The sequence below is a fragment of the Halomonas organivorans genome, assembly GCF_014192055.1.
GTDB classification, from domain to species: domain Bacteria; phylum Pseudomonadota; class Gammaproteobacteria; order Pseudomonadales; family Halomonadaceae; genus Halomonas; species Halomonas organivorans.
This window is the reverse complement of sequence record NZ_JACHXM010000019.1, coordinates 1-11,082: the sequence shown is the minus strand read 5'-3', so window position 1 is coordinate 11,082 and position 11,082 is coordinate 1. Positions and strand designations below refer to the sequence as shown.

Below are 11,082 nucleotides of genomic sequence, written 5' to 3'. Positions count from 1 at the left end.
CACTTCATTTGACGCTTCCCCCCGGTCGCCTCTCCGGCCGACGAGACAAGGCTAGCCCATGAACCCCAACTACCTAGACTTCGAACAGCCCATCGCCGAGCTCCAGGCCAAGATCGAGGAGCTGCGCCTGGTCGGCAACGACAGCCAGGTCAACCTGAGCGACGAGATCGGCCGGCTCGAGGAGAAGAGTCGCAAGCTGACCGAGTCGATCTTCAAGGATCTGACGCCGTGGCAGGTGTCCCAGCTGTCGCGCCATCCGCAGCGCCCCTACACCCTCGACTACCTGGACTACGTCTTCACCGACTTCGACGAGCTTCACGGTGATCGCAACTTCGCCGATGACGCCGCCATCGTCGGTGGCGTGGCCAGGCTCGACGACAAGCCGGTGATGGTCATCGGTCACCAGAAGGGCCGCGACGTCAAGGAGAAGGTACGCCGCAACTTCGGCATGCCGCGCCCCGAGGGTTACCGCAAGGCCTGCCGCCTGATGGAGATGGCCGAGCGTTTCAAGATGCCGGTGCTGACCTTCATCGATACCCCGGGCGCCTATCCGGGCATCGACGCCGAGGAGCGCGGCCAGAGCGAGGCGATCGCCTACAACCTGGCGGTGATGTCCCGGCTCAAGACGCCGATCGTTGCTACCGTGGTGGGCGAGGGCGGCTCCGGCGGCGCGCTGGCCATCGGCGTCTGCGACGAATTGGCCATGCTGCAGTATTCCACCTACTCGGTGATCTCGCCCGAAGGCTGCGCCTCCATCCTGTGGAAGAGCGCGGAGAAGGCGTCCGATGCCGCCCAGGCCATGGGCATTACCGCCGAGCGCCTCAAGGAGCTGGGCTTCGTCGACACCCTGATCCCCGAGCCGCTCGGCGGCGCCCATCGCCAGCCGACAGACACCGCCGAGCGTATCCGCACCGCCTTGACCGAGAGCCTCGACCGATTGGGCGGCATGGAGACCGAGGAACTGCTCGAACGTCGCTACCAGCGGCTGATGTCCTACGGCGCTCCTGTATAAAGCCCTTTCTGCGCTTGGCCATGCAGGGCCGGGCCTTTCTGTGGGAGCGCAATTCATTGCGCGATGGCGCCGCCAGGCGCCCGCCTTGCCAATCAGGCGCCAGATGATCGCGCAGCAAGCTGCGCTCCCACGATATCGGAGCCTTTCCGCCGATGTTGGAAATGCCGGCGGTCCTGGTGCCGGCCTTCGCTCGATCAGGCCTCTGACTTGGATGGTAACGGCTCTGCCATCGACATGCCTGAGATGGCTCTCTATTCATGACCCTCGAGCTTTCTTCCCTGCAAGCCACGATCGACCGCGCCCTGGCCCAGACCCCGCCGGGGCGCGGTGTCTGGGTGGCGCTCTCTGGTGGGCTCGATTCCGCATTGCTGCTGTCCCTGGCCGCCGAGGCCTGCCGGCGTCATCCGCGGCCGCTGCGCGCGCTGCACGTGCATCACGGCCTGCAGGCCGCTGCCGACGACTTCGAGCGCCACTGTCGGCGGTGTTGTTCCCGGCTAGGCGTGCCGCTCTACGTGGAGCGCGCCGCCGTCGATGTCTCGGCGGGGCGTGGGGTCGAGGGCGAGGCACGGGCCGCGCGCTATGCGGCCTTCGCCCGCCGGGTCGGCGCCGGCGAGACCCTGTGGCTGGCCCAGCATCGCGACGACCAGGCCGAGACCTTCCTGCTGGCGGCGCTGCGCGGCGCCGGGCTCCGCGGGCTCGGTGCCATGCCGGCGGTGCGCGATCTCGAGGGGTGTCGTCTCGTGCGCCCGCTGCTCGATGCGTCTCGCGCGGCGCTGGAGGCCGAGGCCGGGCGTCTGGCGCTTGGCTGGGTCGAGGACCCGAGCAACGCCGACACCGCCCTGGATCGCAACTTCCTGCGCCATCGCGTGCTGCCGACGCTGGCCGAGCGCTGGCCGGACGCCGGTGGGTCGCTGGCGCGCAGCGCTCGGCTTTCCGGCGAGGCCGACGGCCTGCTCGAGGAGTTCGCCGCCGAGGACCTGGCTCGCTTGGGTGGCGATCCCGGCCGCCTGCCGATCCCCGCCCTGTCGCGCCTCTCGGCGCCGCGTCGGCGCCTGCTTATTCGTCACTGCCTGGGTCGGCAGGGAGTGCCAACGCCGCCCGCCGCTCGCCTGGCGACCCTGATCGAGCAGCTCGGGGCACGCCGCGACGCCGAGGTGCGTGTGGCCTGGGAAGGCGCCGAGGCCCGGGTCTGGCGGGGCGCGCTCTATCTGCTGGCGCCGGTCGTGTCGCTGCCGGCCGAGTGGCGCGCCGAGTGGGACGGTCGAGCGCCGTTCCCCACGCCGTCGGGACCGCTGACGAGCGGGCTCTTCCGTGGGGATGGGATACCGGCCAGGCTAACGCTGGCGCCGCGCCTGGGCGGCGAGCGGCTGCGCCTGGAGGGGCGCGGCCATCGTGATCTCAAGCGGCTATGCCAGGAGTGGGCATTGCCACCGTGGGAGCGTGCCGGCCTGCTGGTGGCCTGGCACGGTGAGAGGGTCGTCGCGGTGGGGCGCCCCTCGGGCTGGCTGGCCTGTGCCGAGGGTTGGCGCCCCAACTGAGCGGGCTCAGTCGGCGGCGAGGGCCAGGTTCAGGTCGGCAGCCCGCTGGTAGGCGATTTCCTGTTCCAGGTCGGCAAACAGCAGGCTCGGCTCTTCGACGGCCAGACGCAGGCCCAGTGCTTCGCCGTCGACCTCGAGCTCGGGCAGGGCCGGAGGATGCTCGGGCCGAGAGTGGTTGAGAATCACCGCCATGCGCAGCAGGCGGGCCAGCCGCGCATGGGGACATTGCTCGGCCGTGGGCAGTGCCTGCCACTCCTTGACCGGGAACTTGCGCCGATGGGCGCGGACCAGGAAGGCCAGCAGCCGCTGCTCCGGCCGCGAGAAACCGGCCAGGTCGGAGTGCTCCAGCAGGTAGGCGCCGTGGCGATGGAACTGGCTGTGGGAGATGGCCAGGCCGATCTCGTGGAGTCGGCTGGCCCACTCGAGGAAGCGCGCCTGATCGTCGTCCAGCTGCCAGGTCTCGCGAACCTGGTCGAACAGGGCCAGGGCGGTGGCGGCGACGTTGTCGGCCTGCCGGGTATCGACGCCGTAGACTCGCTCGAGGTTGGCCAGGGTCTTGAGCCGCGAATCCTCGGGACTGTTGCGCCCTGCCATGTCGTAGAGCACGCCCTCGCGCAGGGCGCCGTCCGAATAGCGCATCTCCTCCAGCTCGAAGGCCTCGAAGATGGCACCCAGGATGGCGATGCCGGCGGGGAAGACCCGGGCGCGGTCGGCCTTGAGGCCGTCCATGGCGACCTTGTCCAGGCGCTTGCACTTGAGCAGCCGCTTGCGCAGGTCCTGCAGGCCCGCGCGGGTGATGACGCCATCGGGGGACTGGCCGGCGGCGGCGATCGTCGCGGCGGCGGCCTTGATGGTACCGCTGGAGCCGACTGGATCGCTCCAGCCGAGCTTCTGGAAGGGCTTCTGGATATTGGCGAGCTCGGACAGCGCAGCCAGCTCGGCGCGGCGCATGCGTTTCTCGGTGAGCTCGCCGGTATCGAAAAAGCGCCGTGTGAAGGTCACGCAGCCCATGCTCAGGCTTTCCAGCGCCTGGGGTTCGAAATGTTCGCCGATGATGAATTCGGTGGAGCCGCCGCCGATATCGACGATCAGGCGACGACCTTCCTCGGCCACGGCGTGAGCGGCGCCCAGGTAGATGAGGCGAGCTTCCTCGCGGCCGGCGATGATCTCGATGCGGGTGCCGAGCAGCGCTTCGGCGCGATCGATGAATGCCTGGCTGTTGTCGGCGTCGCGCAAGGCGTTGGTGCCGACCACTCGCAGGTCTCGCGGCGCGATGCCCTCCAGGAAGGGGGCGAAGCGAGCCAGGCAGTCCAGGGCGCGGGTCATGGCGGCCTCGTCGAGCAGGCCGTCATCGCCGAGGCCGGCCGCCAGTTGGACCTTGTCGCCCTGTCGCGCGACCACCTGCAGGCGGTCGTCCTGGTAATTGGCCACCAGCAAATGGAAGCTGTTGGAGCCGAGGTCAATGGCGGCGAGGCGTCGGGGAGCGTGGTCGGGCGTGCCGTTATCGGCGGCGAATCGGTCCTTGGGCGCTGTCATGGCGGGTCCTTCAGGGTGACTGGCCAAAGGTTGCGGGTGCCTATCGGGCTTGTCAATCGCTCTGGCAGAGGACATGCCGGGTATTGCGTTTCGCTTCGGCCTTGACTAGTATCGAGTCGTTCGCCTGTTCCGAATGCTTTCCGACCGCGCATGGCGAGCTCGCCCCGGTCACTATTCAAGTCGTCAGATAGCCCACTGCAATCAGCCCACGCTGTAGGCCCTCGGCCCGATGCGCTGATTCAGGCGAAAACGAACCTGCTCCCTCGCTTTGAGACTGGCCCGGCATCTCTTCGGTTGCCCGCCGGTGTCCATGAATCGCATTCGACGAGAAGCAGCCTGTCCGGGCTCTGAACGCATCCACGCGGCGTTAACGTCTCGCCTCTTTTCCCATACGGCGCACGACTGCCCGGCTTTCACGAGCAACTTCTGAACACACCGATGAATCTTACCGAACTCAAGCAAAAGCCCGTGCCGGAACTCCTGGAGATCGCCCGCGAGATGGGCATCGACAACCTGGCGCGTTCCCGCAAGCAGGACATCATCTTCGCCATCCTCAAGAAGCACGCCAAGAGCGGCGAGGCCATCTACGGCGATGGCGTGCTGGAGATCCTGCAGGACGGGTTCGGCTTCCTGCGCAGTGCCGACAGTTCCTACATGGCCGGCCCCGATGACATCTACGTGTCGCCCTCCCAGATTCGGCGCTTCAACCTGCGCAAGGGCGACTCCATTTCCGGCAAGATTCGTCCGCCCAAGGAAGGGGAACGTTACTTCGCGCTGTTGAAGGTCAGCGAGATCAACTTCGACAAGCCGGAGAACGCCAAGCACAAGATCCTCTTCGAGAACCTCACGCCGCTGTTCCCCCAGGAGCGGCTGCGCATGGAGATCGGCAACGGCTCCACCGAGGACCTCACGGCACGGATCATTGATCTCACCGCTCCCATCGGCAAAGGCCAGCGCGGCCTGCTCGTCTCGCCGCCCAAGGCGGGCAAGACGCTGATGCTGCAGAACATCGCGACCTCCATCACGCGCAACAATCCCGAGTGCCACCTGATCGTGCTGCTGATCGACGAGCGCCCGGAAGAGGTCACCGAGATGTCACGCACCGTGCGCGGCGAAGTGGTGGCCTCGACCTTCGACGAGCCGCCGGCCCGCCACGTGCAGGTCGCCGAGATGGTGATCGAGAAGGCCAAGCGCCTGGTCGAGCACAAGAAGGACGTGGTGATCCTGCTCGATTCCATTACCCGCCTGGCGCGAGCCTACAACACCGTGGTGCCGTCCTCCGGCAAGGTGCTGACCGGCGGTGTCGACGCCCACGCCCTGGAGAAGCCCAAGCGCTTCTTCGGCGCGGCGCGCAACATCGAGGAAGGCGGCAGCTTGACCATCATCGCCACGGCGCTGGTCGACACCGGCTCCAAGATGGACGAGGTGATCTTCGAGGAGTTCAAGGGCACCGGCAACATGGAGGCCCACCTGGACCGCAAGCTCGCTGAGAAGCGCGTCTACCCGGCCCTCAATATCCGCCGCTCCGGCACCCGCCGCGAGGACCTGATCGCCTCCGAGGACGAGATGCAGCGCATGTGGATCCTGCGCAAGCTGCTCAACCCGATGGACGATACCGCGGCCACCGAGTTCCTTATCGACCGCCTGAAGGATACCAAGACCAACCTCGAGTTCTTCGAGGCCATGAAAAGACGTTGATCCTGGCCTGCTGCGCTCGACGATACGGCGTTGGAAAACAGCTGGTGCGCCAGCTCGGTCAAGCGGCTCATTTACTAGAGTAAACTCCGCACTTTCGCTGTTTTCCGCCTTGTCTCGTCTTCGCTCGCAACGGCCAGCTCTCAACGCCTCGGCGCACGTTGTCTGGAAATGCTTGCTTGCGCGGCGGCCCTCGCCACGCTTCCTCAGGTTCGAGTCGAGCGTTGTCGATGGCCAGCTAACCGGGCTCGACAGGCCAGAGGTTGGGCTCATGGCGCCCAGGCGCAGCATCCCGAAGGGGCAGCATGGTATGCTGCCCCTTTTGCGTCGTTCGGGAAACGGGAAGGCCGCATGAAGTACAAGGACCTGCGTGAGTTCATCGCCGCGCTGGAAGCACAGGGCGAGCTCAAGCGCGTCACCGCCGAGGTGGATCCCTACCTGGAAATCACCGAGATCTGCGATCGCACCCTGCAGGCAGGCGGGCCGGCGCTGCTGTTCGAGAACGTCAAGGGCCATGACATGCCGCTGCTCGGCAACCTCTTCGGCACGCCGAAGCGGGTCGCCATGGGCATGGGCCAGGATTCGGTCAGCGCGCTGCGCGAGGTCGGGGAGCTGCTGGCCTTCCTCAAGGAACCAGAGCCGCCCAAGGGCTTTCGCGATGCCCTGGACAAGCTGCCGGTCTACAAGCAGGTCATGAGCATGGGGCCCAAGCGGCTCAAGCGTGCGCCGGTGCAGGAAGTGGTGCTGGAAGGCGATGACGTCGATCTCGACCGCCTGCCCATCCAGCACTGCTGGCCGGGTGACGCGGCGCCGCTGGTGACCTGGCCGCTGGTGGTCACCCGAGGACCCCACAAGAAGCGCCAGAACCTGGGGATCTACCGCCAGCAGAAGCTGTCGCGCAATCGGCTGATCATGCGCTGGCTGTCGCATCGCGGCGGCGCCCTGGATTTCCAGGAGTGGAGTCAGGCGCATCCCGGCGAGCCCTTCCCGGTAGCGGTGGCGCTGGGCGCCGACCCGGCGACCATCCTCGGCGCGGTGACGCCGGTGCCGGACAGTCTCGCCGAGTATGCCTTCGCGGGGCTGCTGAGAGGCTCGCGCACCGAGCTGGTCCGATGCGGCCACGCCGACCTCGAGGTGCCGGCCTCCGCCGAGATCATCCTCGAAGGCTTCCTGTACCCCGACGATACCGCCCCGGAAGGCCCCTACGGCGATCATACCGGCTACTACAACGAGGTGGAGACCTTTCCTGTGTTCACCGTGACGCGCATGACCATGCGTCGCGACGCCATCTATCACTCCACCTACACCGGCCGTCCGCCGGACGAGCCGGCGATCCTCGGCCTGGCGCTCAACGAGGTCTTCGTGCCCATCCTGCGCCGCCAGTTCCCCGAGATCGTCGACTTCTACCTGCCCCCGGAGGGCTGCTCCTACCGCATGGCGGTGGTGACCATGAAGAAGCAGTACCCCGGCCATGCCAAACGAGTGATGATGGGGGTGTGGAGCTTCCTGCGCCAGTTCATGTACACCAAGTTCGTGGTGGTGCTCGACGATGATGTCGACGCCCGCCGCTGGGAAGACGTGATCTGGGCCATCACCACCCGCATGGACCCCGCGCGGGATACCGTGATGGTGGAGAACACCCCCATCGACTATCTGGATTTCGCCTCGCCGGTGGCGGGGCTGGGCTCCAAGATGGGCCTGGATGCCACCGACAAGTGGCCCGGTGAAACCGATCGCGAATGGGGCACGCCCATCGTCATGGACGCGGCCGTCAAGGACCGCGTCAGCGAACGCTGGGCCGAGCTGGGCATCGACACCCCTGACATCGACAAGAGGCATTCATGACGGCAAGGACCCTGACCTGCCAGGTCGTCGAGGTCGAGGACCTCACCCCCGACGTCTTCCGGGTTCACCTGGAGGGCCGCGCCGAAGCCATGGCCCATGCGCCCGGCCAGTACCTGGAGATGCAGCTGGACCCCGAGACCTGGGTGCCGTTCTCCATCGCCAACGCCCATGGCGGCGACGGCCGCCTGGAGCTGCATATCCAGCACTGGCCCGAGCGCTCCAATTCGGCGCGGCTGCGCGAGCTGCTGGTGGAAGCCCAGCACCTGACCCTGCGCCTGCCCGGCGGCGACTGCGTGCTCGATCCGGACAGCGTCCGCCCGCTGCTGCTGGTCGCCGCCGGCACCGGCTTCGCCCAGATGAAGGCCATCGTCGAGGCTGCACTGCATGCCGACCCCGAGCGCGAGATCTCCCTGTGGTGGGCGGCCAAGGAGCGCCGCGAGCTCTACCTGGAGAGCCTGGCGCGGGAGTGGGCCGCCCAGCACCCGAACGTGACCTTCCACGGCGTCAGCGAGCAGGGCATGGAAGCGGACTTCGCCGCCGAGCGCATCCAGGGGCATGCCGGCCGCATCGACGCCGCCCTGGGCGAAGCCCTCGACGACGTCGATGTCTCCGGCCATGACGTCTACCTCTCCGGCTCGCCGGGGATGGTCTATGCCTGCGTCGATGTCCTGGCGTCGCTGGGGGTCGAGCCCTCGCGCGTGTTCTCCGACGTCTTCGCCTATGCCCCTCGCGACCCGCTGGTGCCCACGGTGGGCAGCCTGGTGAGGGAATCGCGGGCATGAGCGCCTCGCCGATCCTGATCACCGGCGGCGCCCAGCGGCTGGGTCGCCACTGCGCCGAGCGGCTGCGCGACGAGGGGCACCCGGTGATCGTCAGCTACCGTCGCGAGCGCGAGGAGCTCGAGACGCTGCGCAGCCGGGGCATCGTCACCCTGCAGGCCGATTTCGCTAGCCAGGCCGGCATCGAGGATTTTCTCGAGCGACTACGCGCCGAGACTACCTCGCTGCGCGCCATCGTCCACAACGCCAGCGACTGGGCACCGGACGTCGACGGCCCCGAGGCCGGCGACAACTTCGAGCGACTGTTCAGGGTGCATATGCTGGCGCCCTACCTGATCAACCTTGGCGCCCGTCCGTTGCTCGAAGCCTGCAGCGAACCGATGAGTGACATCGTGCACATGACCGACTACGTGGCGCACAAGGGCTCGCGCAAGCACGCCGCCTACGCCGCCACCAAGGCCGGGCTCGAGAACCTGACCCTGTCGTTCGCCGCCATGTATGCGCCGACGATCCAGGTCAACGCCATCGCGCCGGCGATGATCATGCTCAACGAGGACGACGACGAGGCCTACGCCGAGAAGGCCAGGGCCAAGTCGGCGATGGACATGATTCCCGGGCCCGGCGTCATTTACCAGAGCCTGCGCTACCTGCTCGACAACCGCTACGTGACGGGGGTCACGCTACCGGTCGATGGCGGGCGTCACCTTCGCTAGACTGCAAAAAAATTCCAACACAGAGGAGCCTCCGATGACGGGACATGACGAGAACTTCAAGGATGACAGCGGCATGCTGGCGGTTTTCCTGGGCCTGGCGGTGCTGGTCGGGATGAGCTGCCTGCCGGCCACCATTGCCTGGGTTCAGCTGGCCACCGGCTGACGGAGCCTTGTCATCCCGCCCGCGAGAGGGCAGGATGTTGCATGTACACAGGAGAGACCGCCCATGACACCGAAACCGCTCACCACTGCGCGCCTTGCCCCGACCGCCGCTTCGGCGTCGCTGGCCCGTGGTCACGAGAGCGTCGTCGGCGTCAGCTATTATTGGCCGGGCTACTGGTTTAGCGACGGCGTGCCGGCGGCCGGTTCCTGACAGCACAGGACGACGCCGCGAGGCACGCCCCGCCCAGGGTTGCCTCCGACATGCAGAACCCCCGGACGGCAATCCCGCCCGGGGGTTCTGCGTTTTCAACACCATCATTCCGAGGAGACGACCCATGACCGCATTCGATTGCCGCTACGCCGAGTTCCGCACCCTGGGCCGGGACTATTACGGCTATGGCTGGCGATTTATCGACATGCGGTCGGGTCAGTGCGCCACCTCCGACCGTGGGCTTGCCGGTGGCATGACCACACCCCGATGTTCCCGCTCACGGAGTTGATGCCCCTATGAACGCCCCCGTTTCCCTCGCTTCCCGCTCGGAGTCCGCTGCGACCCGTCCTGCCCAGTCCGCTCTGCCTACGCCGGCGGAACTTCACCGGGCCCTGCCGCTCGAACCGGCGCTCGCCCGGCGCATCGCCGGCCAGCGCCAGGCCATACGCGATATCCTCGCCGGCCACGACGACCGGCTGCTGGTAGTGGTCGGCCCCTGTTCGATCCACGATCCCGAGGCGGCCCTCGAGTACGCCCACCGGCTGGCCGCGTTGGCGCCTGCGGTCGAGGATCGGCTGCTGCTGGTGATGCGCGTCTATGTCGAGAAGCCGCGCACCACCGTCGGCTGGAAGGGCCTGGCCTACGACCCGGACCTGGACGGCAGCGGCGACCTGGCGCGCGGCCTCGAGCTGTCGCGCTCGCTGATGCGCGAGATCGCCGAGCTGGGCCTGCCGGTGGCCACCGAGCTGCTGCAGCCGATGCTGGCACCCTACCTCGACGACCTGCTGAGCTGGGTGGCGATCGGCGCCCGCACCACCGAATCCCAGCTACACCGCGAGCTGGCCAGCGGCCTCGAGGCGGTGGTCGGCTTCAAGAATGCCACCAGCGGCGACCTGCAGGTGGCAGTGGATGCCATGCGTGCCGCGGCGCATCCTCACCAGCATTTCGCCATGGGAGCGGACGGCCGGCCGATGATGCGCGAGACGCCTGGCAACTCCCACACCCACGCGGTGCTGCGTGGCGGCCACGGCGAGCCTAACTTCCGCGCGCCCCAGGTGGCGGCGGCGCGTCGCACCCTGGAAGAAGCCGGCCAGTCGCCGCGACTGATGGTCGACTGCAGCCATGCCAACGCCCGCAAGGACCACCGCCGCCAGAGCGAGGTGATGCTCGACGTGCTGGGGCAGCGTCTGGCGGGGGACGCCTCGCTGATGGGGCTGATGCTCGAGAGCCACCTCCACGAGGGCAAGCAGTCGCTGGCGCCGGGCAAGCTGCGCCACGGGGTCTCGGTCACCGACGCCTGCATCGGCTGGGAGACCACCGAGCATCTGCTGACGAACGCCGCGGAGCGCCTGCGCCAGGGCGCCTGATCCCCGATCGGCGGGCCTGTCCGGCCCGTCGATCATGTGCCGGTCACTCGACCGTCACCTTTTCTCGCTAATGTTCGCGACACGCGACCGTGCGGCGATCCGACCGCATGGCGCAGGATCGTTGTCACTAGGAGTTATCGTCAAATCTGGTGGATGGCGGTCAGGCCGCATTCCTGTCTGATTGATCGGCTACCTGCTCTCCGTCCTGGAACTTGACGTTGCTG

The 11,082-nt window shown here is 67.4% G+C and carries 11 protein-coding genes; 10 read left to right on the top strand and 1 reads right to left on the bottom strand.

Annotated elements, in window-relative coordinates; all coding sequences use genetic code 11:
• Nucleotides 1–58 precede the first annotated feature (58 nt).
• Both FHR96_RS15605 and tilS read left to right on the top strand, forming a co-directional pair.
• Complete coding sequence (locus tag FHR96_RS15605; protein ID WP_183388656.1) at nucleotides 59–1,012, top strand: acetyl-CoA carboxylase carboxyltransferase subunit alpha; 954 nt, start codon at nucleotides 59–61, stop codon at nucleotides 1,010–1,012.
• A gap of 257 nt (nucleotides 1,013–1,269) precedes the next feature.
• Nucleotides 1,270–2,550, top strand: coding sequence for a tRNA lysidine(34) synthetase TilS (tilS, locus tag FHR96_RS15600; protein WP_183388655.1), 1,281 nt, complete (start codon nucleotides 1,270–1,272; stop codon nucleotides 2,548–2,550).
• 6 nt (nucleotides 2,551–2,556) lie between these two features.
• Here tilS and ppx read toward each other — a convergent pair whose 3' ends face one another.
• Nucleotides 2,557–4,086, bottom strand: a complete 1,530-nt coding sequence (gene ppx / locus FHR96_RS15595; protein WP_183388654.1) for an exopolyphosphatase — start codon at nucleotides 4,084–4,086, stop codon at nucleotides 2,557–2,559.
• 438 nt (nucleotides 4,087–4,524) lie between these two features.
• On the opposite strand from ppx, the gene rho reads away from it, so the two are divergent.
• The 8 genes from rho to FHR96_RS15560 all read left to right on the top strand — a co-directional run bounded on the left by rho (nucleotide 4,525) and on the right by FHR96_RS15560 (nucleotide 10,858).
• Entirely contained in the window at nucleotides 4,525–5,784 is a 1,260-nt protein-coding gene (rho, locus tag FHR96_RS15590) for a transcription termination factor Rho (protein WP_016853467.1), read from the top strand.
• Between the two features lie 348 nt (nucleotides 5,785–6,132).
• Nucleotides 6,133–7,626 carry a 4-hydroxy-3-polyprenylbenzoate decarboxylase gene (gene ubiD, locus FHR96_RS15585; RefSeq protein ID WP_183388653.1) on the top strand — a complete coding sequence of 498 codons (1,494 nt, stop codon included), beginning with the start codon at nucleotides 6,133–6,135 and terminating at the stop codon, nucleotides 7,624–7,626.
• Entirely contained in the window at nucleotides 7,623–8,408 is a 786-nt protein-coding gene (locus FHR96_RS15580; RefSeq protein WP_183388652.1) for an NAD(P)H-flavin reductase, read from the top strand. The genes ubiD and FHR96_RS15580 overlap by 4 nt, the downstream gene beginning before the upstream one ends.
• Nucleotides 8,405–9,118, top strand: coding sequence for a dihydromonapterin reductase (gene folM, locus FHR96_RS15575; protein WP_183388651.1), 714 nt, complete (start codon nucleotides 8,405–8,407; stop codon nucleotides 9,116–9,118). The genes FHR96_RS15580 and folM overlap by 4 nt, the downstream gene beginning before the upstream one ends.
• Nucleotides 9,119–9,152: 34 nt before the next feature.
• Nucleotides 9,153–9,281, top strand: a complete 129-nt coding sequence (locus FHR96_RS22620; RefSeq protein ID WP_281378411.1) for a hypothetical protein — start codon at nucleotides 9,153–9,155, stop codon at nucleotides 9,279–9,281.
• 63 nt (nucleotides 9,282–9,344) lie between these two features.
• Nucleotides 9,345–9,491 (top strand): hypothetical protein, encoded by a 147-nt coding sequence (locus FHR96_RS15570; protein WP_183388650.1) that lies wholly within the window; start codon nucleotides 9,345–9,347, stop codon nucleotides 9,489–9,491.
• A 124-nt stretch (nucleotides 9,492–9,615) separates the two neighbouring features.
• Complete coding sequence (locus FHR96_RS15565; RefSeq protein WP_183388649.1) at nucleotides 9,616–9,780, top strand: hypothetical protein; 165 nt, start codon at nucleotides 9,616–9,618, stop codon at nucleotides 9,778–9,780.
• Between the two features lie 7 nt (nucleotides 9,781–9,787).
• On the top strand, nucleotides 9,788–10,858 hold the full coding sequence (locus FHR96_RS15560) for a 3-deoxy-7-phosphoheptulonate synthase (RefSeq protein ID WP_183388648.1): 1,071 nt from the start codon (nucleotides 9,788–9,790) through the stop codon (nucleotides 10,856–10,858).
• Nucleotides 10,859–11,082 lie beyond the last annotated feature (224 nt).

Coding starts and splice junctions, on each gene's coding strand:
- FHR96_RS15605 (WP_183388656.1), top strand. CDS start 59: ATGAACCCCAACTACCTAGACTTCGAACAGCCCATCGCCGAGCTCCAG.
- tilS (WP_183388655.1), top strand. CDS start 1,270: ATGACCCTCGAGCTTTCTTCCCTGCAAGCCACGATCGACCGCGCCCTG.
- ppx (WP_183388654.1), bottom strand. CDS start 4,086: ATGACAGCGCCCAAGGACCGATTCGCCGCCGATAACGGCACGCCCGAC.
- rho (WP_016853467.1), top strand. CDS start 4,525: ATGAATCTTACCGAACTCAAGCAAAAGCCCGTGCCGGAACTCCTGGAG.
- ubiD (WP_183388653.1), top strand. CDS start 6,133: ATGAAGTACAAGGACCTGCGTGAGTTCATCGCCGCGCTGGAAGCACAG.
- FHR96_RS15580 (WP_183388652.1), top strand. CDS start 7,623: ATGACGGCAAGGACCCTGACCTGCCAGGTCGTCGAGGTCGAGGACCTC.
- folM (WP_183388651.1), top strand. CDS start 8,405: ATGAGCGCCTCGCCGATCCTGATCACCGGCGGCGCCCAGCGGCTGGGT.
- FHR96_RS22620 (WP_281378411.1), top strand. CDS start 9,153: ATGACGGGACATGACGAGAACTTCAAGGATGACAGCGGCATGCTGGCG.
- FHR96_RS15570 (WP_183388650.1), top strand. CDS start 9,345: ATGACACCGAAACCGCTCACCACTGCGCGCCTTGCCCCGACCGCCGCT.
- FHR96_RS15565 (WP_183388649.1), top strand. CDS start 9,616: ATGACCGCATTCGATTGCCGCTACGCCGAGTTCCGCACCCTGGGCCGG.
- FHR96_RS15560 (WP_183388648.1), top strand. CDS start 9,788: ATGAACGCCCCCGTTTCCCTCGCTTCCCGCTCGGAGTCCGCTGCGACC.